The organism is Nitrosopumilus sp., from assembly GCF_025698945.1.
GTDB lineage: Archaea > Thermoproteota > Nitrososphaeria > Nitrososphaerales > Nitrosopumilaceae > Nitrosopumilus.
This window is the reverse complement of sequence record NZ_JAILWM010000001.1, coordinates 447,153-469,764: the sequence shown is the minus strand read 5'-3', so window position 1 is coordinate 469,764 and position 22,612 is coordinate 447,153. Positions and strand designations below refer to the sequence as shown.

Sequence of the window (22,612 nt, the reverse complement as noted above, 5' to 3'; positions counted from 1 at the left end):
TGACAAATTGTTTTATAAATTTGGTTTAAACATAAATTTCAATTATAGAGCGATCTTATGGGATTACTTCAACACCTGCTTCAGATAATGCCGATACTAATTGCGATTTTTTAGCCTCACAACAGAAAGTAGGGTATACTGTAGTTGTTTGAAACACATACAATTTGTCATCAGTTACAATTGGCGTATCTGCAGAAAACTTGTATGTTTTGACTGATCCTGACCCAACATTTGCTGTTGTTATGACCTCTATAATATGACTGCCATCTGGATTTTCTTTAATTGGTTTACTAATATCCCAACCTGCACTAGATACATGTTGAACGTTAGTAAAACCATTTGGCACTAAAATAAGTAACATAGCTTTAGAGTTTAAACCAGCCCCTCCACCATTTTGAATGGTTGCATTAAATTGTTGATTAATCCCTGATGGAATTCCTTCTATAATATACGTCCAACTACCTACAGGATCTATAGTATCTGTGCTATAAAACACATTCATCAATGGGTATTCTGCCAGATTTGATGTCATTATGGAATAGCGAACACTAAGTTTTCCTTCACTTGTAAGAGCTGAAATAATAATGTCACTTTCAATACTATCTGATTTATCTATATCAAATTCTACCTGAAATTGTCCTACACTTTTTTCCGGAATAGTTACAGGCGTGTCTCCATTTTCCAAAATTACAGATGTTCTACCTCCCAAATCTCTAATTTCCCATCCTTCATCTATGCTTGCTTGAATAAGTTTATGAGTTAACGTAGCATCTGAAAAAGTGATACCTACAGCATATACTTCTACCTCTCTATCCAAAGGATTTATGATGCCCATACCATACTTCCCCCATTCATCGGCATTAGCAGAACTGACGGGATTTGGAATTCCACTGATCAAAATCCCTACACGACTTGCAGCTTGTGACCATTGTGATTGTGTTGCAGCTTCTGCTTCAGCTGAAATTGCAACAGATAGGGTTGAGTTGACTCCTGCTCCTGAAGGAGCCCCTGTATAATTTGCCATAAACTCTATAACTCCAGTAGTCTCTGGTGCTAACCATGAAGAAGTAAAAGTAACCGAATTTCCCTGAGGTAATACAGCAACACTTGGCGGGTTAATTGCTTGTATTTGTGTAAGAGATCCATTATTAGCAATTATGGGTACTAAATTAGCAATATTATTTGGTGATGTGCTGTTATTTGTAATAATCGAAACTACTCTGAATTCTTCTTCTGGTGCAACCTGTGCAGGTATTATTAACTGTGTTTGAGTTGAAACATCTGGAGATACTGAAAATGTTGCAATATTTCCTCTACTGGTAACTGCTTTGAGAGTATAACTTGTAGTTGAATCAGCTGTAATTCCTGTACCTTTACCAATGTTGTATTTTTGATTTCCAGGATTAATTCTTATATCCAAATCTGCTTTGCTGTTTACCCCTGATTCTTCATTAACTACCCATAAACGAGTTAATTGTACTGGTAATGATCCTTTATTGATTACTGTTGCATTAAATTCTCCCCCAACTATTGTTGCTTGGGAAATGGATATCTCTTCCATCCCTCTATTGATATTTTCAGCTTCTGAAACAATTACGGATTGTGCAAACTCATCAATGGAATTCATGCTATAGGAAATGTATGTGATCACAGTGGTTGCAGCAATTACAAAAAATACTGCTCCTACTACTGTACTTAACCCTCTCCTACTTTTCATGGTGCTAATACCTCTGCCGTGAATATATTTCCCCTGTTAGTAGTAATTGAAATTTCATATGGATCATCTGAAATCCAATTTATTGTTTCATTAAACGACATACTTTTACCTTTTTGAATTCCTGCATCTGTTTTTGAAAATATAGAATACTGTCCGGAATCTGTATTTTGAACTTTAATTTCAGTCACATTAAGACCCAATGTTCCAGTATTGCTCATGGTGATATTAATTGAGGGCCCTGTATTTCCAAACCAAATGTGTTCCACGATAATTCGTTCATTGATTTTATTGTGATTATCTGCAAATATCTGATCTAATTCTGTTTGATGTGTTTGTAAATTAGAATTTGCCCAAATGACAATTGTAATGCCCATCACAGAAACGGCAGATAGCAGTATTGCACCTGTAACAATGCCACTTAACGCTCTTCTTTTTTTAACCTTAACCACTTCTCTAAACCTGATTGATTTAGCTATTATCAAACCGTGTGTATGTGTAAATTACTTACATTGATGACTGATGACGACTAAATTTTGCAAATTGGCTTGAACTTTAAATGTTAATTTAAGGCAAAATGGATTATTGCCTATGTTATTCCCAGATTCATTAAATCCATTAGGCACAAAAATTGTGCATGTATGTGAATTTGAGATCTGTAACATTAAGGTACATACAACTTTTAATCTAATTTTTTAAACAGATTTTATCATGCAATCGACAGAATCATCAGATAAGCAATCAGATGTAAATGCACCTGAAACAACAGAACCTCAAGTTTTAGCAGAAACATCTGTTGCAGTAGATCCTACTGATGTAAATGCAAAAACACTCACACATCTAAATACTCTGATGGAGGAGTCTTTGCAGATTTACGAGTTAGAGGATCAAAAAACCACTGTGATTGGAGATTTACATAATGCATTAAAGGTAATTACTAGTTTCTTGTCTTTCTCTACTTCTGTACATCCAGGAATTTTCAATTTGCCTACTGATTCAAGAGTCACGATGCTTCCTGATTTAAAATTAATTTTAACTTTATCAAATGGAAAAACAGAAATTAAAAAATTCACAGATTATGATCCGGAAGTCATCACACAGATTGTCGAATATGTGACTCCTCAACTATTAGAATTAATCAAAGCCCAAAAAGCATATCTTGCAGAAAAAATTACATTCCTGCGTACTGCAACAAAACAATTATCAACACTGAATCAATTAAAAGAAAATATTCCAACAATCATTAATACTGATGAGGAATAAATATGAAAAACATTGTTGAGAGATTCAATTCTGTCAATGCTCTGAAAAGAAATTTAGAAAAAGAAATTGAAAATACAGAAAACATTATTGCAGAATATTCCAATTTACTGGGTGAAAAAATCAGAGTTAATGAAGAATCTTCTTCAGATGATCCGGAGTTTTTAGCATTAAAAGAAAAACTTGGAGAAACTGATCAAAAAATCATAAAAAAACAATCTGATGAAAAATCAGATGATTCTGTAGATGATACAAATAATGAAACCAACGTAAAAAAGTCTGATGAGAAGAAAAATCGAGAAAAGAAAAAAAAATCAAAAAGAAAAACTAGTGATAAATGGTTTAATCTCGAGGATAAAATATTAGTATATAACGGAATTGGTTTGAAAGGCGAACTTGAATTGTATTTTAAAGCCATTGATGAACTAAAAGCCAGACTAGAAAATCTACGAAGAACCTTGTCTACACTTAACAATGTAATTGAGAAAGGTCTCAAAGGCGATATGGGGTGTATTGTATTTAGAGGCGAAGAGAATATTTTGGAAATTGCCTTTTTGAAATCTGCAGGAGTTCGTAAAAAATTCTTACATAAATCGATCTACTCAGGCACAGCAGTACCTGTAGAAAATATAATAAAAATAGGCGTGTAATTGGATTTTTATGCCTGATTTCTTATTTAGTCTAAATGAAAAATTGACAAAAACGATCAGATCGATCTAACAAAATTAGCTATATTACAATATTATCTACTGCTTTCTAACAGATGATCCTGAAAAAGCATGACAAAAGAAACATCACAAACATCCGTGTTTGACTCTACACCTGACTCTCAAATGTATGAGTACAAGTTATCTATTGAAAAAATTCAAACCGAACTATCTCAATATGGTTTGACATCAAATCAAAGTAAGGTCTTTATCTATCTTGGAAAATATGGTGCAAAGACTGCTCCAGAAGTATGTAAGGCTCTAAAACTACCAAGAACCGAGACATATCATTTACTATCTGCATTACAAAACAAAGGAATTGTTTCGGCAACATTCCAACATCCTATTCAATTTACTGCGTTACCTTTGGAGAAAGCAATATGGATTTTAGTAAATTCTGAAAAAGAAAGAGTAAAGTCACTTGAACAAATGGAGAAAGGATTATCTGAATTATGGAAAAATATTCCTACATTTGATATAATTCGTGATGATGTCGAAGAAAAATTCCAAATGTTGCAAGGCTCAAATCAAATACAATCAAAAATTACTGAAATGACTGATAATTACAAAGATGAATTTTTAATTTTAGGGTCTGAAAAAGATTATCTAAAATTATACCATGGTGATTTTCTAGAATCGTTTGTAAAGTCAAAACAAAAATTTAGATTATTAAGTGCATGTTCAGAAAAAACGGCATACATCTTTGATGATTTAGAGCGAAAAAATATCAAAAAACTTAGTGCAGACATTGAGAACCATCTGTGTTTTATTTTAAAGGATGATGGGGAAATGTTGTTCTTTACAAAAAATGCAAATTCTCCAGAGGAACCTTTTGCAATGTGGACTAATTCCAATTCTTTAGTATATGCAATGAAATTACTCTTTGAATCTTTGTGGGTAAATTCAAAAAACATTCATCTGTAAATACATCAAAATTATTTGTAAGAATCAAACTAGTCTCCGTATTTATATAGAAAATTTACCTAATTTTTTCTATAGATATGGACTCTACATATTCTAAAGTAAAAACTGGAATACCAGGGTTGGACTCTGTAATATCAGGAGGATTCAAGTCAGGCCGTTCTGTTTCAATATCAGGACCGCCTGGCAGTGGGAAAACAACACTAGGATTACAATATCTATACTCAGGCGCTAAAGACTTTGGTGAGCCTGGAGTCTATATCACGCTATCTCAAAATATCGATGAGATAAAAAACGACTGTAAATCATATGGTTGGGACTTTGATGATTTAATTTCAAAAGACAAGATCCTTATGATCGATGCAAGACCATTTAAAATTCAAGATGATCTAATTGGAAAAGATGATTCTCTGTATAGGGGTGAACAATTACCATTTGAGCATTTAACAAAATTATTGCTAAGTAGTATCAAACGTGTTGAAGCTAAAAGGATCGTAATTGATTCTGTTACAATTTTAGCAATGCAGTATTCTGATAAATTCTATGTTCGACAGGGATTGCAAGGAATGATTCAAGCTTTAGAAAACTTTGGTGTTACTAGTTTGATTCTCTCAGAATATTCTGAAAGAGATGATTATCCTGTAGAGTGGTTTGTAACCTCTGGAATCATTCATCTTAGACATACAAGAAAAGCAGATACTATGGAGAGAACAATACAAGTAACAAAAATGCGCGGTATAAAACACAGTGAACAAATTCATCCAATTGATTTAGATTCAAATGGATTGCATTTACTGCATCCCCGATTGATGCCTTGATTATTTCTTTTTTCTAATTTGATGAACAACCATTGGTAGGAATGCACCCACATCAGATACAATTCCTAATGCTTGCCATGTTCCTCTATCCATTAGTTTTGTAACTGTTGGTTGATTAATATCTACTACAATCACTTTGACATTTGCGGGTAACATATTTCCAGTTGCAATAGAGTGGAGCATAGTTGAAATCATGATCACCATACTTGCATCTTTTAGAATTTTTTTGTATTCTCTTTGAGCTTCTGCAACATCGGTAATTACATCAGGCAATGGTCCGTCATCCCTAATTGATCCTGCTAGAACAAATGGAACATTGTTTTTTACACATTCATACATTATACCTTTTGTTAGTTTTTTTGTTTTGACCATGTTTGAAATTGAGCCTGCTTTGAATACTGAGTTAATGGCATCCATGTGATTTCTGTGTCCATGATATGCTAACGTCGCATCATGAACATTCATTCCAAGAGAGGTTCCTAAAGTTGCATATTCTATATCATGAACAGCTAGGGCGTTTCCTGCTAAAACCCCATCAATGAAACCCATTCTTATCAATTCTGATACTGCATCATCAGCTCCTGTGTGAACTATTGCAGGACCTCCAACAATTACAATTTTTCCACCTTTCTTTTTGGTATTAATGATATCCTCTGCTACTTTTTTTGCAATATGTTGAGTTGGTCTTTCACTAGAGCTGGAACTTCCCATGAATTCAAATACATTTACGCCTTCTCTTGGACGTTCTGGTGGTGTTATCTTTATTCCTTCATCTCCAATAATTATCATATCGTCTTTTTTTACATCTCTGACTGGAACACAAAAAGCTCTACCACCTTTAACTACAATACACTTATCCATCATCATGTTCTCGACTTGAATCCATTTTCCTTTATGAAAGACTTGAGTGTGATTGTTTGTAGTACTGTAAAAATCATCAGGCATTACAAAATTTTTTGGTGCTTTTTTTAATCTGATTTGTTTTTGAACTTTTGAAGTGGCACCTTCTCTAAAAATTGTTTCTAAAATTTCATCAAGATGTTTTTGATTTTTACCCTTTACTAGTAATCGGGCATATGATTGATCCTTTTTCTTTTTACCAATATTGATATCTTGTACTTGAAATTCTCCTTTAAGATCCATAATTTTATCAAAGATTTTAGTTAGAATTGATGAGTCAATAAGATGACCACTAACCTCTACTTCTTCAGAAAATTTACTCATTTTATCACTTTTACACTATGATAACTAAAGTTTTACGTTTACTTTTGTGGCTGGATTCTATACTGGGAGTATGACCTTTCCTTCAAACTTTGCAACGTTATCTTTGGCAAATGCTTTCTCCAAGTTTTCTTTTTGTTGCTTTGTTACTCCTTGAACTATGGTCTTTGATGAACCATTTTTATCAACTAATGCAAGAATGTAACCGCTGTTATCTGTTAAAACAAATCCAGCTGATTCATCTACAAAGGCATAGAGATTTTCCTCCCCAACTGGCTCCCAAACATTAGATTTTGTATCAGTTAATGCCAAGGCAGGCATTGCTTTACCGTCAGTTAATTTGTTGAGATATTCTCGTGCTTCTGCTACCCTTTTTTGTCCTAACTTTAATGCCTGAAAATATTGCATGTTTCCCAAATAATCCAATTCTTATAAAAACAATCACTCTACAAAAGATAGTTATAGAATATTTGATGTATTTGTAGATGTGCCTCTTACAAATAACGTCATAATCAAACTAAATGAAATCACAACTCTAGTACAAGATAAATCAAAATTATCTGAATCTGAAATTGATGAAATAAAGTCCATTTTCAAATCTCTTGTTGAAAAAGGAGAGCGATACGATGTAGATGAGATTGAATTTTGGTTTGAAAACGAGGGAAGCTGGAGATCTAAAGAACCACGAATAAGAATTGCAAATCTCTCAAACTATATCCAAGATAAATACCAACAAACAGCTCACTTGAGAATTTTATCTGATGATGACTGTGGTTGTGGAAATTAAGTTTCTAGTTGTGCTAAGAGCCTACTTACAATTTTAGCATTTTCAGTTCGTGCTGATAATATTTCGTCTAATCTTGATGTGTCTTTTTTATCACTTGCAATCATCTTGAAATATTCTTCATCAAGGTCGTTATTTTCTTGTAATCTTTTGATTACTTCAAATAAAATTCCAATAACTTGCTTTTGTGCATCAATTAATTCATCTTTATTTACATCTGACATGATTTACTAATCATTCATTATCTTTGTAAATACTTCTTTTAGTTTAGGTTCACTTATTCCAAAATTTGCAGAATCATAAAAGGACTTTAGTTTTTCTTTTGAAATTCCATGTTTTTCATATAATTTGGCCTGAAGTGTCATCTCTAACTTGTCAATTTGATGAACAAGGTTTGCCTCCTTTGAATTGTTCTCTTGATAGTCTTTCCAAATCATCAGGTATTCTTTAGAAAGTGACTCTGGCAAATTTGAAATTATTTTCTCAAAAGCATTGTTTTCCAAGTCTATTTTTTCTTGTTTTGACATTTTCTCTGGTGTGATGTCTCCTGTGATTGATTCTGCCAAGTCATGTAATAACACCATCTTTAGAATTTTCTCAGAATTGTAATTTTCTAAATCTGCAAAAATCATGCTGATAATTGCCATGCTGTATGAATGATCAGCTACTGATTCGGGGTTCTCTGTGATTGCTTTTTCTATCCATCCCTGTCTGGCAACATTTTTGAGATTTGCAGCTGCTTTGAAAAAATCTAAAATCATCTTATAATTAATCAAAAACTCTCCTCAAATGTGTTTTTACTTATTTTCGATCAACATAATAGTTGAATCATGTATTATTATTTATGAAAATATACACTAAAACTGGTGATGATGGGAATACTGGTTTGCAAGGAAATTTTAGAATTGCAAAATCTCATCCTCGAATAATGGCTTATGGGACAGTAGATGAGGCAAATGCTGCATTAGGTATGGTTCTGGCAAATAATTTAGATCAAGATATTGTAAATGTTTTAACTCAAATCCAAAATGAATTGTTTCTTGTTGGGGCTGATTTATCAAATCCTAATCTAAATAATATAAAAAATAGAATTTCATTGAAAATGGTTGAAAAATTAGAATCATATATTGATAAATTTGAAGAAGAATTACCAACATTAACTAATTTTATTTTGCCCGGAGGTACAATGGCTGCATCTCAACTCCATTATGTAAGAACTATAGTGAGAAGAGCAGAGACGCTAGTAGTTCAACTAAGTGAAAAAGACGAAATTAATTCAAATTGCATTAAATATCTCAATAGGTTATCCGATCTTTTTTTTGTAATGGGTCGTTTGATTAATCATAGAATTGGCAAAGACGATATTTTGTGGAAGATCTAAAAAAAGACAAACTTTAATTCCTCAACAAATTGAATTTTTTCAAGTGCCGGGGTAGCTCAGCCTGGGAGAGCACTCGGCTGAAGACCGGGCTGTCGCGCGTTCAAATCCCGCCCCCGGCATCGACCTTATTTGAATAAACATGTAGAATCCATTGATATCGTGATTCCTGATACTCAAATCAGAATTTTGGAATCAAATGATTCTTTTTAGGTATGATTTCTACTATGATGTTAAATACAAATTTTGTATTATAGAGTTATGATTCAACTAAATAAAAAAAAGATATTCAAAACCATTCAAAACAAATGGAATCAACTAGATAATCCTGATGAAGAGTTTGTAAAATTAGAAGAATAATAGTCAAACCTTCATCAATCCTCAAAAAATCATTTTTGAGTAATAATCCATATTTTATTAAAATAACTTGAAATTCAAGAGAGTCATTTTTCATAATGACAAAATGTTAAGTAGATATTTGGTTTACTGGTATTGGTTTTCATTTTATTCCCTTTTCTTTAGAAATAAAGAAAAGGTGGAAAACCATCTATACGTCTACTAAATTAAAGAAGCTTTTTCCTGAACTTGATTTTTCAGATACACATTTGACTGGCCCTAAAGCATCGCCATTATTTACATCGTTTCGGAGTTTTTCATTATTGAATTTTTTGACTATTGCAACTCGGGTTGTATGAAATTTGTTGGTAAAACTACCATCTATCTCAAAAACTTCTTTGGTGGTAATCTTAACTCCTTTTACTGTTTCATCGCCTTGAATATAGTCTGAATCTTCGATGAATGTAATGGTGAATGGTTTATCCCCAATTTTTGCTAAACTAATTGAATCTCTTGTTGTGGAATATTCTGCTAATGTTGCTATTCTATTTCACCCCCAATGCTGTATCTGAGAATTTCTACTGGATAAATCAAATGATGAGTGAATAGTTGACCTAAATGGCTACCTATTTTCATAATTTTGCAAATTTTTGATTTTAAATTATTAGAAAAGAAAATGATGTTTAGAGGATAAAGATGTGATCGCTATTTGCCGACTCCTTTCTTAAATTAAAAAATTTAGACTAGTAATTTTACAAGAAAATAATTCTGCATAATCTTTAAAAATAAGGCAAACTCTTGTTTTTCGACATTCATGGCTGAAAAAAAAACTGCAAAGAAAACGGTAAAAAAAACCCCTGCAAAAAAAATTGCCAAAACAAAGCCTGATAAAGTCAAATCTAAAAAACCTGCAAAAACTAAAGCAAAAACTACAAAGACCAAGAGTAAAAAACCAAAAGAAGAGCCAATTGATGATATGGGAATAGTCATAGTTGATGACGATATTGTCATTGATCAAGAAAAAGTGAATGAGGAACGTAGGGCATATCTTGAAGAAGCAAGGTCTCAAGAAGCATTTGATTAGGAATCTTTATCCCAATCTATGACGTATACAAGTTATGCGAGCATTGTGTCTTATTACAGTTAAACCTGGTAAAGTAGATGCAGTTGTTGAAATTCTAAAGAAGAAACGCAAAATAGTAAAACAAATCATGATTGTTACTGGAAGAGCAGATATCTGTGTAATTTTACAAGGAAATATTGATGAGATTAACAACATGGTAATTGATTTTAAAAAAATTAAAGAAATTGTAACAACTGAGACCTTAATTGAAGTGGAGGTAAATCTAGGTTGGTAAGGGCCATAATTTTAGTAAAATCCCCTAAAAAATTAATTGCCGCAAGATTACGAAAAGTTACCTCTGTGTATGACTCTTTCCCAACAAGTGGTCAATTTGATGCTGTTGCAATAATTGATGTTAAGGAATTATATCAGATTAAAGAAGTTGCAAACCAAATTCAAAAAATTAGCGGGGTAGAAAGGACTGAAACCATGGTCGAAGTCCAATAACAATTAATTTAAAGAACTTGTTGCAATAACATTTGTGAATGTCAAAAAAGTCGGAAATGTGATATTAGCCGTTAAAGACCTTGATAAATCCACAGCATTTTACCATGAAATAATTGGTCTTCCAATAAAGAACCAAAGAAGATCATGGGTTGATTTGGGAACATCAGGAGCTTTGTTGAGTTTACACCCTGCATCATTAACAGCCCAGCATATTGGCAGTTCCATTGAAAATGGAATCACTATAGGTTTTCTTGTTGGCGATGTAAAATCAGCAGTTGAGGAATTAAGAGAAAAAGGAGTTACTATTTATCGAGACATTGTCGAAAAGGATGCTGGAAAAAACGCTGTAATTCTAGATCCTGACGAGTACCTGATCTCCTTATTTGAGCCAATCTTTGAAGATAAAGCTCAACAAACTGGCGGCTATCAAGGGTTTACCCCAGCTTAGATAATTTTTTTAATTGAATTAATTATTTTTTCTAAGCCTTTTTCTTTCCTATTAATTGAAACATAATATGTAATGTCATTTTTAGTTAATAGTACAATAGTTACCTTTTGATGTTCTAAAATCACATGTTCTAATTTTCCTACCGAACTAGCAGTATCTTTTCTTAATGACATTAATGTTGAAATTATAAAAAATTCATTTTTGACTTGTTCTGATTTCAACAATGGTTTTAGATTTGGTCTAACCATACCTGTAAGAGTTCTTCCGTAAATATTGATAATTCCAACATATCGGATATTGTTAGAAATTTTAAGAATATTTTGGCATTGTTTTCGATATTTTATTACAGTATCTTTCCATTTATCAGCTGCAGTTAGTACCATAATCCAAAAGAATATTTGAAATTAATAAGGATTCTTACTAATTGCAAAAATTGAATTGTTTTTAAAAATCAATCTTGTTTTGAATTTGATTTTTTTTCTATTTTCTTTTTTAATTCTAAATTCTCTTTTAGTAATTTATCATTTTCAGCTTTAAGTGTTTCAAATGAGTTATGTCTATTGTATAGTGGATGACTGGGAGGAATGATTGAAGGATTCTTTGACAGTAAACCTGATGCATATTGCTGATACATGTGTTGAAAACCCTGAAGTTTTTGATTCATTGTTGCAGCTTGCTGTAAGAATTGCTCTTTCATAGGATTTTGATGAACTCTAAACAATGGACTAGTCAAACCTGGTGGTAATCTTGGGAATTGAAATACAACGTGTGGAATATTTGGATTAATGCCATAAAGCGTTTGAAGATGATTCATTACTATGTTTTCCATAGATAATTCGTTAATTTTGGTATATTTCTGCCTTGCTTTTAGGCAATTCTTATAGGATTTAGTAAACTCTCAGTCATTTTTACTCAACTTGAGCTGATCGCTGATCCTTATAGATTCCTAATTTTAGATCGCTGATACACATGAATGTAACAAACAAAACATGTCTCAAATGTAAAAAAGAAATTCGAGAAAAGGATCTTCATAAAATCGTAATTTATGTGGTTCAAGAAAAATTTACTGAACATCATTATGAGCATGTTGAATGCCCTGACAGATTCACAGTGTAAATTTACAATTGAAATTATCTAAAAAATTATCCTTTGTATTCATAGACTTTGTATATCTCACCAGTCAATCGTGAACGATATTTCCATTCATTATTTTGCCAAACTATTTGTGAAAATGTTTTTTGTGATTTTGGATGAATTTTTTCATAAACATCGTTTCCAATTAAAATTTGATTAGGTTTTGCCATGTTTTGAATTTTAGCTGCGATGTTCATTGCAGGACCCATTAAATCAACATGAGAATTCTCTTGGTCTGCACCGTATCTTACAACTATATTTTGTCCAAAATCAACACCAATTTTTACCATTAAATCTGGATAATCATATTGGTTAAGAATTGGATTGATTCCTTTTTGAATAACTGTGATCATTGATTTAGCACAATTAACTGCATTATCTGCTGCAAACAATGCATTGTTTTCTGCAATAAAATAACCAATTACTGCATCACCCACAAATTTTAGAACATAACCATGATGTTGTCTAATCACTGCTGCCATCTCTTGAGAAAAAGAACTTACAATGATTGCAATTTTCTCTTCAGGCATTTCTAGTGTCATAGTTGTTGAGCCAACCAGATCAACGTAAAGAACTACCATATCAATTTTTGAAAAAACATTTTTTCTTAGAAATTTCTCTGATTCATCTATCATCCCTGTGTATTCATAACCTTTTTTGAGTGCTCCCCAAACTCGTTTCTGTGTTTCTAAAATCATTGTTTCTGAATCTAAGGTATTCTCTGTATTTTTACTGAGAAGCATGTCTACTACAGTATTTTTAGGATCAGAGTTTTCATTTTTTGAATTTGAGTTACTTGTATTATCATCCGCCATGGAATTCACCTATTCTAAGGGAAAATCTGCCCCACATTTAGGGCATTTGCCCCTATTTCCTTTATACACTTCATGATAGTATTCAGTTATCTCTTCATCACAATGACTACATTGGATAGGTGATTTTACCATGCCTAAAATCACAATTTTATGTATTTAGATATTGATGAAGGTTTAAGGAGAGTAATTATTTGTAAATTCTTGTGAGACTAGGAACACGATCTAGTAACGATTTCATCCAAGTATTAAATGAAAAAAATAATTCTATTCAAAAATTATTTCTTTCAAAAATGAATGATCTGACAAAAATGATTGATACCAAGGTTATGCTAGGAGATGCTACTATTACTGAGCAAAAAACTTTTGACCCAAAGAAAGTTATTGACTTTTTCCAAAACATCAATAAAAAATTACAAGAATGGTCAATTCAAGAAGTTACGATTTCAAACCATGAAGACCTTAGAAGAGTCTTTACAAAATTTGAGATCATGGAAGGAAGTTATTTAATTTCAGGTCACATATCTTTACAATTCCATGTCTTACTTTACTATCGTCCTGATCAAAGAGTAATTGATTGTCAAAAAGAACTATCTGAGATTGTGGATTTGACAAAAACTAAAGAACAGGAAGTTTCAGATAACAGTGATCAATTTGTATTAGATAAACTCAAAGAAATGGGATACAAAGACTTTGATCATCAAAAATTATTTGAAATTTTTTATGAAAATGATGAACTAAGAGAAAAAGTATATTCTGAAATTGAAAAATCACAGGGAGTAGATTTTAAAGAATTATTACAGAAAAAAACTCTATTATTTAATGAACTAGATTCATTATTAGTTGAAACGTATCAAACAACTCCTGTGCTAATTGATGATACACGATTAGTTACAGGTGAAGAAGGTTGTCTTTTTACAATTGACCTTGAATTTGTAAAAAATAAAAACAGAGAAGGATTATTTGATCCAAGAAAAATTTCAGAGTCTACTAAAAAAAGAATGATTTTCCGACTAAATGAATTAGAAAATATTTTAAAATCATAAATTAAATCAAGGAATCGGAAAATGAGATTTTTCTCAAAGGGGAGTATCCGATCCCTCGATATGATTTGAACGAGATTTTTAAACTATTTAGGCATTCCTAAAAAAATAGGCATAAAATTTGACAAAAAATATTGTTTTTTTATAGAAGAAGTCAAATACACCGTTTTACTAGCACATTTCCAATGAACCCATCATATGATGAAGTACTAAAAGCAAATTCAATGCGCGGTGAGGAAATAAAAAAAACACCTCTAATACATTCTCCAACATTTAGTGAGATTACAGGTTCAGAAGTATATCTGAAAGCAGAATTTCAACAAAAAACAGGATCATTTAAAATTCGTGGGGCATATTACAAAATAAAATCATTATCCAATTCTGAGAAAAAAAATGGTGTTGTTGCAGCATCTGCTGGAAATCATGCACAAGGTGTAGCTTTTGCATCTTCTTTAGAAAAAATCCCATGTACAATTGTAATGCCAAAAAATGCGTCTCCTGCAAAAGTTGCGGCAACCAAGGGTTATGGCGCTACAGTAATTTTAGAAGGAGTAAATTATGATGAGTCATCTAAAAAAGCTAAAGAAATAGCAGAGACAACAGGGGCAACAATGATACATGCATTTGACGATCCCCAAATCATAGCTGCACAAGGAGTAATTGGACTTGAAATCTTAGATGATTTACCAAATGTAGATGAAGTATACATTCCTATAGGTGGTGGTGGTTTAGCTGCAGGAACTTTAATTGCAATAAAAGAGAAAAATCCCAACATCAAAATAGTTGGTGTACAATCAAAGTCTTTTCCCTCAATGTACGAATCTGTAAAAAAAGGAATTTTAATTGAAAGCGGAGGTTCTAGAACTATAGCCGATGGCATTTCTGTAAAAATGCCAGGCAAACTTACATTTTCGATAATTAACAAACTTGTTGATGATGTTGTTTTAGTTGATGATTCTGAGATCATTAAAGCAATGTTTTTGTTAATGGAGAGAATGAAATACGTAGTAGAACCTGCAGGCGCTGCAAGTCTTGCTTATCTTATTTCAAAAAAACCTTCTCCTGGAAAGAAAGTAGTAGCTGTTCTTGCTGGCGGGAATGTCGATATGTATCTCTTAGGACAAATTGTTGACAAAGGTCTTGCTGCAATGGGCAGATTGCTTAAATTATCAATATTGTTACCCGATAGACCGGGAGCTTTTAAGGAAATTGTGGATGAAATTTCTTTAGCTAACGCAAATATTGTTGAAGTAGTGCATGATAGATTAAGTTCTCACATTAATGCTGGTTCCGCTGCAGTTACTCTGAGTTTAGAAACTCAAGGCAAGGATCAGGCAAACATGTTAATTGAAAAATTAAAAACCAAAAATATTCAATTTACTTTATTAACATAAATTATTTGAATTTCTTTTTAACGAATTCGGTTAAACCATGTTTTTTTAGCTGTTCTGATTCTTTAATCACTGAATCATGTTGATCTGATTTGTATTTTTTTAATTTATTTTTTAAAGTAGGGATTTCGTTTGCAAGAATTTTTAATGCATAAATTCCGGCATTTCCTGCTTTATTAATTCCTACAGAAACAACTGGGGAACCTGAAGGCATTTCAGTAATTGACAATAATGAATCTAATCCACCAAATGCAGAAAATTTTGAAGTATCTGATTTTTTTGGGTGTTTATCATTGTATACAAGAATTGGAACACCGATTACAGGTATTGTTGTATGTGATGCAATCATTCCTGGCAAATGTGCTGCTCCTCCGGCACCTGCAATTATTACTTTAAATCCCATTTTTTCAGCATGCTTTGAGTATTCATCTAATCTAGAAGGAGTTCTATGTGCTGAAACAATTTGATCTTCATGTTTTATTTTAAAATCATCCAAAACCTCTGCTGCACCTTTCATAATTCTACTATCAGAACTAGAACCCATGATAATTCCAATAAGAGCTTTTGACGAATTTGTCATAATATGAAAATATTTGATGGCATGTCTATAAAACTATTGCAAAAAAATTAATGGTTTTTTTATCTATCATTAGATATTTTTAATCGGTTATTATTCAAAAAATTATGGGTAAAATTTTGGGGATAATTGGCGGGGGTCAATTAGGCATGATGATTACAGAAGCAGCCAAAAATATGCCTGAACATATATCAAAAATAATAGTTTTAGATCCTAATGAAAATTGCTCTGCCGCACAAGTTGGAGCTGAACAAATAATTGCAGATTTTAAAAATAAAGATGCAATAATTGAGTTATCAAAAAAATCAGATATAATCACATATGAAATTGAGTCAGGAGATAGTGATGTTTTAAAATCTGTTGAAAAGAATGCAGAGATTAACCCATCTCCCGACACGTTAAGAATTATTCAAGATAAATTTTTACAAAAATCATTCTTACAGGAAAATAACATTCCTGTTCCAGAATTTATTAAAATAGATAATATTGAAGATATTAAAGCAGGGTTAAGAAATTTTGGTTTTCCTACATTATTGAAAGCAAGAAGAGATGCTTATGATGGAAGAGGGAATTTTAAAATAAGCACCGAAGATGAAATTCAAAAAGCATATGATTATTTTAACGGACAAAATCTAATGCTTGAAAAATTTGTTCCATTTAAAATGGAAGTTTCTGTTATTGCTGCAAGAAACACAAAAGGTCAAATTAAAACATACCCACTAGTGGAAAATATCCATGAAGAAAATATTTTACGAGAAACCATAGCACCGGCAAGAGTTTCAGATAAAGTTACACAAAAAGCTGAGAAAATTGCAAATGATACAATGAATGTACTAAAGGGTGCAGGGGTATTTGGAATTGAAATGTTTGTTACTCCAGAAGAACAGATTCTAATTAATGAAATTGCACCACGTGTACATAATTCTGGACATCACACTTTACAATCAAGTGAGACCTCTCAATTTGAGCAACATCTTCGTGCAATTTTAGGATTAGAGTTAGGAAGTACAAGACTCATCAACCCCACAATCATGTATAATGTACTTGGAAACAAATCATTTGAAGGAGAATACAAACCATTAGAAATTTCTGAGGATAACCTATTTCTAAAAATGTATGGAAAGAAAATATCTAAACCTATGAGAAAACTTGGTCATTTTAATTTAGTTGCTTCAGAGAATGAATCCATTGATAGTTTATTGAAGAAATTAGAAATCATAAAACCTAAGGCAGTAGTTCAATCAATCTGATTAGGTTTATTAGTTGTGAAGAAAAAAATCCTTTATGGCATTAACTACTTCATTAATCATTACAGGAATCGCAATAGGATTGCTTGTTTTGTATGCAGCAGATGTGGCTGTTGCAATGTCTTCAAATAGTGATCACGGATTTTTACCATTAGACCATATGCAAAGAGGAATGGGTTTGGGAGGACCAGCATTAATTCTACCAATAATTGCATTTTTCATTTCTAGAAAAGAACCCTCTAAGATATTGGGGGTCATGATAATTATCTCAGGGATTTTAATCATCATTGGTGGAATTGTAGTTTTAGCAAACCCCTCTCCAGGAGTAGAATCATCTGATAGAGACCCGATATCATCTACTGCAATGTTGATTATTCCAGCTATAATTCAATTAGCATTAGGCGGAATTAAAATAGCAAAATCTAACTAACAACATCATGCCTGTTTGCACTAAATGTAACAATGATGTAAAGAAAGTCTATGACTGTGATCACACTAATTTTCAAGAATATTGCGTAGAATGCTATACTGAATTACATTATTACCTTACAGAAAGGGATTAGTTTGTTATCTGAAAGAGAAATTGCAATCTATTCATTAGGAAAAACTGAAGGAGTCCATTCAATTGCAGAAACCTTAGGGAAAGGTCTAGATGATGAAAAATATATCGAATCATGGAAAAAAACTATGAAACTATTAGGTGTGGAATTAGAATTAACTGAACTAGAGAAAATCTATAAGGAATTCGCTAAAAAAATGGAAGATGTAGTCAGTGATGATGTTTCATCTACTGAAAAATAATAAAAGTTGGATAAACCCTCTAGTAAGAATTTTGATATAGTCTAAAAATTAAAAGAATTCAATGAAAGCTATAATTCTTGCTGGAGGAAAAGGCAAGAGGTTAAAACCAGTTACTGATTATATTCCCAAACCACTTGTATCAATTAACAATATTCCGATAATAGAATGGCAAATAAAATACCTTCAAAAATTTGGCATAGATGAAATTATCATTTGTACAGGTTACAAAAAAGAAATGATTGAGAATTATTTAAATTTAAAAAAATTTAATTTACGAGTTAAATTTTCTAATGAAACAATTCCGTTGGGTACTGGAGGTGCAATTAAAAAAGCAGGTAAAATGATAAAAGGAAAATCATTTCTTGTAATTAATGGAGATACAATCACAAATATTAATTTAAAAAAATTAATTAAGAAACAAAATTCTGTTGCAGCAATTGAATTAAGAACAAAATATGGGGTTTTAGAAACAAATGATGATAAAATTATTAATTTTAAAGAAAAAAAAGAAATTTCAGATATTTGGATGAATGCCGGTATATATCATTTGGATCATAGTATTTTGAAAAATTTACCTAACAAAGGAGATATAGAAAAAACATTATTTCCAGAATATGCAAAAAAAGACAAACTAAATTTGGTAAAATTCAAAAATGTAAAATGGTTTTCTATTGACTCGTTTAAAGATATGGAAGACTGTTCTAAGGAAATTAATAAAATAATAAAATAATTTTAAAAAATTATGCGCCTGTACGATGCAGAGTCACCATCATATACGCAACCTCTTCTACAAAGGGTTCATCTTTGCTAATTGCTGCATATTTTATGACATCATTCCAGAAAGTACTATCCCCAGGTTGTTTTTCTGTAAACATTAGTTCGCTCATACATTAATTCAAAAAAACATTCTCATAATACTCAGCCTCAATCAAAATTCACCTAATACTAAAACAGATACACTAGAATATCCAACATACTACATCAATATTATGCGTATAGCGTGTAGTTTAGGCTCTCTTCTAACAATTAATCAAGTATTAGATTGCGCTCAAAATGGTTCTCAAACAAAACTTGATTCCATATGGATTCCAGAGACATGGGGGATGGAGAATTTTTCAATGTTGAGTAACGTTGGAAATAAAGCAATTAATCAAAAAATTGGCTCGTCTATAATCAACATCTATTCCAGAAGCCCCTCTTTAATTGCAATGGGTGCTGCAACAACTGATCATCTCTTAAACGGGAGGCTTATTTTAGGACTTGGAACAAGTAGCCTTCCAATAGTGGAATCATTTCATGGCGTCAATTTTGAGTCACCTTTACAAAGAATGAAAGAATATGTCGAGATAATAAAATTAGTCATCTCTGGAAAACCAATTAACTACACTGGTAAAATATTTTCATTAAAGAATTTTTCATTATTAATTAAACCTATAAGAAATAACATCCCCATATACATAGCAGCTGTTAATCAAAAAATGGTAGATTTAACATGGAACATTGGTAATGGGGTTATTTTTTATCTACGTCCTAAGAACGAAATGAAAGAAACTATTTCTAAAATGCAAAATAAAAATAGAATTGACGTTTCATGTCAAATTATCACAAGTATTTCAAATAACTCTGAAGATGCAATTGATCGTGCTCAAAAAACAATTGCATTTTATGTTTCTGTAGGAAAAATTTATCGTGAATTTTTGGCAAATAACGGTTTCAATAGCGAGGTATCAAATATTTTTGAAGAATATAAAAAATCAGGATTCAAATCAAACCATCAACTAGTTTCGGACAAAATGATAAAATCACTATGTATTTGTGGTACTCTTGATGAATGTAAACAACAGCTAACAAGTTTTAGAGACACAGGAATTGATTTACCCATATTACAATTCAACCCTGTTGGGAATGTGTTGGATTCTTTCAATTTATTTAAGAAGATATTTTCGGATGGATAATATGGGAAAGATAGGAATTTCAGCATATGGTATAACTCCATTTTCAAAAAACGATACAAAAGTCGAATCACTTCTTCTAAATGCTACAAAAAATTTGCTAACAAGTAATTCAAAAATTGATAAAAATAATATTGATACAGTATTGGTGTCTACAAATAGTAATTCTCAGTACCTATCTGCAATTCTATCTGAAAGCATAGGAATTCAACCTAAAATTGCACATTCTATTGAAAGTCTATGCAATTCAGGCACAAATTCAATTGTTTCTGCTTACTCCTATATCAAATCAGGACTTGCAGATATGGTATTGGTGTCAGGTGCAGAAAGATATGATAGTCCTGGTAATATTTTAGAATGGGATAATTCAAGAGGAGAATTCAAACATCCTATTTTTTGGGCATCTATTTTTTCCAAATCTTACAAACGCAAATTCTCAATTTCAGATGAAGATTTGGCCATAGTGTCAGTAAAAAATCATAAACAAGCAAAATTTAACCCAAATGCAATTTCAAATAAACATTACACAGTTGAAGATGTCATTAATTCAAAAAAACTCACAGATGATCTTAGATTGCTAGATTGTTCAAGACCATGTAGTGGAGCTGCTTCAATCCTTCTTACAAATGAGGAATTAACTAAAAAAATTACAGACAGTCCTGTATGGATTACAGGTATTGGTCAAAAAACAACATCTGCAGGATTTACAAAAAATCTCTCCTTTGATAGTATGGAGTCAACTGCTCTTGCTGCAAAAGAAGCATTGAATATGGCAAATTGTAAAATTGATGAAGTTAATGTTGCAGAGATCCATGATGCGTTTTCTGTTTGTGAACCTATGGCTTTAGAATCTTTAGGATTTATAAAAAAAGGTGAAGGTGCAAAATTAGTTAGAGAACTCCATGAAACAAATAATTTTAAAATTAATCCACGAGGAGGGTTAATTGGTTCTGGACATCCACTTGGAGCCACAGGTATTGCTCAAACTATAGAAATTACACAACAACTTCAATCCGTTGCAATTAATCGCCAAATTGACAATCCAAACATAGGGTTAGTACATAATATGTCTGCAGCCTCTACATCTTCAACAGTATTAATTTTAGAAAAATGACTTTTGAATCAGAATTAGCATTGGGAAGATTTTATCTTCCTAGATGTGCTGATTGTAAGAAAATTTGTTGGCCTCCTACTGATTTTTGTAACAATTGTTTTGGTTCAATTACTCTAGACAGAATGATAAATGAAGGTAAAATCCTAGAATTTTCAGGAAATAACGAGGATTACTTTTGTTTAGTCGAATTTAAAAAAGAGATCAGGGTAATGGTAAAAATAAAAAATCAACCAGAAGTTGGGCAAATAGTAAAAATAGATAGTTGTGGAATTAGTAATGGAAATTATTTTTTCAATGTAATTTAAATTTTGTAAAAATGTATGGTGTTTCTGATTCTTGATCAAATGTCCATACAGTTGGCAATGACACTGTATTAATGAAATTAAGATGGTTATGAGTAATTATCTCATTCCATCCACCGTGATTTTGATTATTAGATAATTGTCTTTTTGAGTTAGTTCCTGCAAAAACCATACCCAGATCTTTTGAAATATGGGATAGAGATTTTATTTTTTCAATTACTCCTGTTGCCAAGATATCTCCCCCCATTTGAGGTAAACCACCAATAAAAAAAAGAGGTTTTGTCAAAGACAATTCTGAATAATCAAATGTCAATGCGTCTTCACATCGTAGATTAAAATTTTGGTTTATTTTTTCAGAAATTAATTTTTGAAGAGCAATTAATCCATCATCGATTTCAATACTGTGTGAATCTAAACCTACAATAGAAGCGCAGAAAGATATTCTTCCATCTCCGGAACCAATATCCACTAATTCTCTGAATCCCATCCGCTTTGAAATCAATGCTAAAATATATGCAGATATTATCCATGTTGGATAAAATGGTTGACAGCTAGAACCATGTTTAATACTGTTTAACCAATATTCGTTGATATCTCCTTCATAGATAGTACAGTTTATCCCCGCGATTTTTTCTTCATATGAATTAAAATATATTGGATTTTTTTTTGCAAAAGTATGTAATAATTCCAAATGATTTTGTTCAATTTCTGTTGGAGAAAATGTTGGAATTAATTCCTGAATATGGGCACTACCAGAATAATGTTTTGAAAATTCTCTTTTAATCTGAATTAATTTATTGACCAAATCATTAAACATATCATCAATAAATTAATCGGTTTGATAAACTCATTGCAACCTATATTTTTGAATTTGAAATGTATGCAAGTTCCTGTTCAATTTTTTTTATTTGTTCAACAGTTTTTTCCTGTAATTTTTCAATATTTTGAATTTCATTATCAGTGGGTTCCAAAATTAGTTGAAAATCAAGATGTTTGAGCATATTAAGATATGAATCTCTCTGCTCCAGTAATTGCTCTATAATTATTTCAGACAATACTAAAAATCCCTATTTGCAGTATTT

General features: G+C 31.7%; 33 protein-coding genes and 1 tRNA gene. 21 read left to right on the top strand and 13 right to left on the bottom strand.

Going from position 1 to position 22,612, the window contains the following annotated elements:
- Positions 1-55 precede the first annotated feature (55 nt).
- Complete coding sequence (locus K5790_RS03090; protein ID WP_297592326.1) at positions 56-1,717, bottom strand: hypothetical protein; 1,662 nt, start codon at positions 1,715-1,717, stop codon at positions 56-58.
- A complete protein-coding gene (locus K5790_RS03085) occupies positions 1,714-2,166 on the bottom strand; it encodes a hypothetical protein (RefSeq protein ID WP_297592324.1) in 453 nt (150 codons plus the stop codon). The genes K5790_RS03090 and K5790_RS03085 overlap by 4 nt, the downstream gene beginning before the upstream one ends.
- 259 nt (positions 2,167-2,425) lie before the next feature.
- Between K5790_RS03085 and K5790_RS03080 the strand changes: the two genes are divergently transcribed.
- The 4 genes from K5790_RS03080 (at position 2,426) to K5790_RS03065 (ending at position 5,420) form a co-directional block, all read left to right on the top strand.
- The gene (locus tag K5790_RS03080) at positions 2,426-2,977 is read left to right on the top strand and encodes a hypothetical protein (protein ID WP_297592321.1); all 552 of its coding nucleotides are present in this window, start codon (positions 2,426-2,428) and stop codon (positions 2,975-2,977) included.
- Positions 2,978-2,979: 2 nt separating this feature from the next.
- Positions 2,980-3,624, top strand: coding sequence for a hypothetical protein (locus tag K5790_RS03075; protein ID WP_297592319.1), 645 nt, complete (start codon positions 2,980-2,982; stop codon positions 3,622-3,624).
- Positions 3,625-3,753: 129 nt separating this feature from the next.
- Positions 3,754-4,605 (top strand): TrmB family transcriptional regulator, encoded by an 852-nt coding sequence (locus K5790_RS03070; RefSeq protein WP_297592317.1) that lies wholly within the window; start codon positions 3,754-3,756, stop codon positions 4,603-4,605.
- Positions 4,606-4,682: 77 nt separating this feature from the next.
- Complete coding sequence (locus K5790_RS03065) at positions 4,683-5,420, top strand: ATPase domain-containing protein (RefSeq protein WP_297592315.1); 738 nt, start codon at positions 4,683-4,685, stop codon at positions 5,418-5,420.
- Here the strand turns inward: K5790_RS03065 and K5790_RS03060 are convergent, their stop codons facing one another.
- A complete protein-coding gene (locus tag K5790_RS03060) occupies positions 5,421-6,644 on the bottom strand; it encodes a TIGR00300 family protein (RefSeq protein ID WP_297592313.1) in 1,224 nt (407 codons plus the stop codon).
- A 57-nt stretch (positions 6,645-6,701) separates the two neighbouring features.
- Positions 6,702-7,049: a hypothetical protein gene (locus tag K5790_RS03055; protein WP_297592311.1), complete on the bottom strand. Its 348-nt coding sequence runs from the start codon at positions 7,047-7,049 to the stop codon at positions 6,702-6,704.
- A gap of 79 nt (positions 7,050-7,128) precedes the next feature.
- On the opposite strand from K5790_RS03055, the gene K5790_RS03050 reads away from it, so the two are divergent.
- Positions 7,129-7,428, top strand: coding sequence for a hypothetical protein (locus K5790_RS03050; RefSeq protein ID WP_297592309.1), 300 nt, complete (start codon positions 7,129-7,131; stop codon positions 7,426-7,428).
- Here the strand turns inward: K5790_RS03050 and K5790_RS03045 are convergent.
- Both K5790_RS03045 and K5790_RS03040 read right to left on the bottom strand, forming a co-directional pair.
- Positions 7,425-7,649, bottom strand: coding sequence for a hydrolase (locus K5790_RS03045; protein ID WP_297592307.1), 225 nt, complete (start codon positions 7,647-7,649; stop codon positions 7,425-7,427). The two genes, K5790_RS03050 and K5790_RS03045, sit on opposite strands and share 4 nt — an antisense overlap.
- A gap of 6 nt (positions 7,650-7,655) precedes the next feature.
- On the bottom strand, positions 7,656-8,201 hold the full coding sequence (locus tag K5790_RS03040; RefSeq protein ID WP_297592305.1) for an HD family hydrolase: 546 nt from the start codon (positions 8,199-8,201) through the stop codon (positions 7,656-7,658).
- Between the two features lie 68 nt (positions 8,202-8,269).
- Between K5790_RS03040 and K5790_RS03035 the strand changes: the two genes are divergently transcribed.
- The 6 genes from K5790_RS03035 to K5790_RS03010 all read left to right on the top strand — a co-directional run bounded on the left by K5790_RS03035 (position 8,270) and on the right by K5790_RS03010 (position 11,157).
- A complete protein-coding gene (locus K5790_RS03035) occupies positions 8,270-8,806 on the top strand; it encodes a cob(I)yrinic acid a,c-diamide adenosyltransferase (RefSeq protein ID WP_297592303.1) in 537 nt (178 codons plus the stop codon).
- A gap of 45 nt (positions 8,807-8,851) precedes the next feature.
- Positions 8,852-8,925: transfer RNA gene (locus K5790_RS03030), tRNA-Phe, on the top strand.
- A 1,028-nt stretch (positions 8,926-9,953) separates the two neighbouring features.
- Complete coding sequence (locus K5790_RS03025) at positions 9,954-10,223, top strand: hypothetical protein (RefSeq protein ID WP_297592301.1); 270 nt, start codon at positions 9,954-9,956, stop codon at positions 10,221-10,223.
- A gap of 34 nt (positions 10,224-10,257) precedes the next feature.
- Positions 10,258-10,497, top strand: a complete 240-nt coding sequence (locus tag K5790_RS03020) for a hypothetical protein (RefSeq protein WP_297592298.1) — start codon at positions 10,258-10,260, stop codon at positions 10,495-10,497.
- Positions 10,491-10,709: an Lrp/AsnC ligand binding domain-containing protein gene (locus K5790_RS03015; RefSeq protein ID WP_297592295.1), complete on the top strand. Its 219-nt coding sequence runs from the start codon at positions 10,491-10,493 to the stop codon at positions 10,707-10,709. Before K5790_RS03020 ends, K5790_RS03015 begins: the two co-directional genes overlap by 7 nt.
- Positions 10,710-10,743: 34 nt before the next feature.
- Entirely contained in the window at positions 10,744-11,157 is a 414-nt protein-coding gene (locus K5790_RS03010) for a VOC family protein (RefSeq protein WP_297592293.1), read from the top strand.
- Here the strand turns inward: K5790_RS03010 and K5790_RS03005 are convergent.
- Both K5790_RS03005 and K5790_RS03000 read right to left on the bottom strand, forming a co-directional pair.
- Complete coding sequence (locus K5790_RS03005) at positions 11,154-11,540, bottom strand: hypothetical protein (protein WP_297592291.1); 387 nt, start codon at positions 11,538-11,540, stop codon at positions 11,154-11,156. The two genes, K5790_RS03010 and K5790_RS03005, sit on opposite strands and share 4 nt — an antisense overlap.
- 68 nt (positions 11,541-11,608) lie before the next feature.
- Positions 11,609-11,986 carry a hypothetical protein gene (locus K5790_RS03000; RefSeq protein WP_297592289.1) on the bottom strand — a complete coding sequence of 126 codons (378 nt, stop codon included), beginning with the start codon at positions 11,984-11,986 and terminating at the stop codon, positions 11,609-11,611.
- A gap of 140 nt (positions 11,987-12,126) precedes the next feature.
- Here K5790_RS03000 and K5790_RS02995 point away from each other — a divergent pair, with 140 nt between their 5' ends.
- Entirely contained in the window at positions 12,127-12,273 is a 147-nt protein-coding gene (locus K5790_RS02995) for a hypothetical protein (protein WP_297592287.1), read from the top strand.
- Positions 12,274-12,299: 26 nt separating this feature from the next.
- Here K5790_RS02995 and K5790_RS02990 read toward each other — a convergent pair whose 3' ends face one another.
- Positions 12,300-13,106 carry an adenylate/guanylate cyclase domain-containing protein gene (locus K5790_RS02990; protein WP_297592286.1) on the bottom strand — a complete coding sequence of 269 codons (807 nt, stop codon included), beginning with the start codon at positions 13,104-13,106 and terminating at the stop codon, positions 12,300-12,302.
- A gap of 203 nt (positions 13,107-13,309) precedes the next feature.
- Here K5790_RS02990 and K5790_RS02985 point away from each other — a divergent pair, with 203 nt between their 5' ends.
- Both K5790_RS02985 and ilvA read left to right on the top strand, forming a co-directional pair.
- Positions 13,310-14,149, top strand: a complete 840-nt coding sequence (locus tag K5790_RS02985; protein WP_297592284.1) for a hypothetical protein — start codon at positions 13,310-13,312, stop codon at positions 14,147-14,149.
- A gap of 182 nt (positions 14,150-14,331) precedes the next feature.
- Complete coding sequence (ilvA, locus tag K5790_RS02980; protein ID WP_297592282.1) at positions 14,332-15,540, top strand: threonine ammonia-lyase; 1,209 nt, start codon at positions 14,332-14,334, stop codon at positions 15,538-15,540.
- Position 15,541: 1 nt separating this feature from the next.
- Here ilvA and purE read toward each other — a convergent pair whose 3' ends face one another.
- The gene (gene purE / locus K5790_RS02975; RefSeq protein ID WP_297592280.1) at positions 15,542-16,117 is read right to left on the bottom strand and encodes a 5-(carboxyamino)imidazole ribonucleotide mutase; all 576 of its coding nucleotides are present in this window, start codon (positions 16,115-16,117) and stop codon (positions 15,542-15,544) included.
- 104 nt (positions 16,118-16,221) lie between these two features.
- On the opposite strand from purE, the gene K5790_RS02970 reads away from it, so the two are divergent.
- The 4 genes from K5790_RS02970 (at position 16,222) to K5790_RS02955 (ending at position 18,892) form a co-directional block, all read left to right on the top strand.
- Positions 16,222-17,364, top strand: a complete 1,143-nt coding sequence (locus tag K5790_RS02970) for a 5-(carboxyamino)imidazole ribonucleotide synthase (RefSeq protein WP_297592278.1) — start codon at positions 16,222-16,224, stop codon at positions 17,362-17,364.
- A gap of 34 nt (positions 17,365-17,398) precedes the next feature.
- Positions 17,399-17,791, top strand: coding sequence for a hypothetical protein (locus K5790_RS02965; protein WP_297592276.1), 393 nt, complete (start codon positions 17,399-17,401; stop codon positions 17,789-17,791).
- Positions 17,792-17,925: 134 nt separating this feature from the next.
- Complete coding sequence (locus K5790_RS02960) at positions 17,926-18,162, top strand: hypothetical protein (RefSeq protein ID WP_297592274.1); 237 nt, start codon at positions 17,926-17,928, stop codon at positions 18,160-18,162.
- 61 nt (positions 18,163-18,223) lie between these two features.
- Positions 18,224-18,892 carry a nucleotidyltransferase family protein gene (locus K5790_RS02955; protein WP_297592272.1) on the top strand — a complete coding sequence of 223 codons (669 nt, stop codon included), beginning with the start codon at positions 18,224-18,226 and terminating at the stop codon, positions 18,890-18,892.
- 10 nt (positions 18,893-18,902) lie between these two features.
- Here K5790_RS02955 and K5790_RS02950 read toward each other — a convergent pair whose 3' ends face one another.
- Positions 18,903-19,049 (bottom strand): hypothetical protein, encoded by a 147-nt coding sequence (locus K5790_RS02950; RefSeq protein ID WP_297592270.1) that lies wholly within the window; start codon positions 19,047-19,049, stop codon positions 18,903-18,905.
- A gap of 102 nt (positions 19,050-19,151) precedes the next feature.
- Between K5790_RS02950 and K5790_RS02945 the strand changes: the two genes are divergently transcribed.
- The 3 genes from K5790_RS02945 to K5790_RS02935 are packed head-to-tail and all read left to right on the top strand — an operon-like array spanning position 19,152 to position 21,533.
- A complete protein-coding gene (locus tag K5790_RS02945; protein ID WP_297592268.1) occupies positions 19,152-20,117 on the top strand; it encodes an LLM class flavin-dependent oxidoreductase in 966 nt (321 codons plus the stop codon).
- Between the two features lies 1 nt (position 20,118).
- Positions 20,119-21,228 (top strand): thiolase family protein, encoded by a 1,110-nt coding sequence (locus K5790_RS02940; RefSeq protein WP_297592266.1) that lies wholly within the window; start codon positions 20,119-20,121, stop codon positions 21,226-21,228.
- Positions 21,225-21,533: a zinc ribbon domain-containing protein gene (locus K5790_RS02935; protein ID WP_297592264.1), complete on the top strand. Its 309-nt coding sequence runs from the start codon at positions 21,225-21,227 to the stop codon at positions 21,531-21,533. The genes K5790_RS02940 and K5790_RS02935 overlap by 4 nt, the downstream gene beginning before the upstream one ends.
- Here the strand turns inward: K5790_RS02935 and K5790_RS02930 are convergent.
- Both K5790_RS02930 and K5790_RS02925 read right to left on the bottom strand, forming a co-directional pair.
- On the bottom strand, positions 21,520-22,335 hold the full coding sequence (locus tag K5790_RS02930; RefSeq protein ID WP_367182832.1) for a hypothetical protein: 816 nt from the start codon (positions 22,333-22,335) through the stop codon (positions 21,520-21,522). The genes K5790_RS02935 and K5790_RS02930 overlap by 14 nt on opposite strands.
- Before the next feature lie 52 nt (positions 22,336-22,387).
- Positions 22,388-22,585: a hypothetical protein gene (locus K5790_RS02925; protein WP_297592261.1), complete on the bottom strand. Its 198-nt coding sequence runs from the start codon at positions 22,583-22,585 to the stop codon at positions 22,388-22,390.
- Positions 22,586-22,612 lie beyond the last annotated feature (27 nt).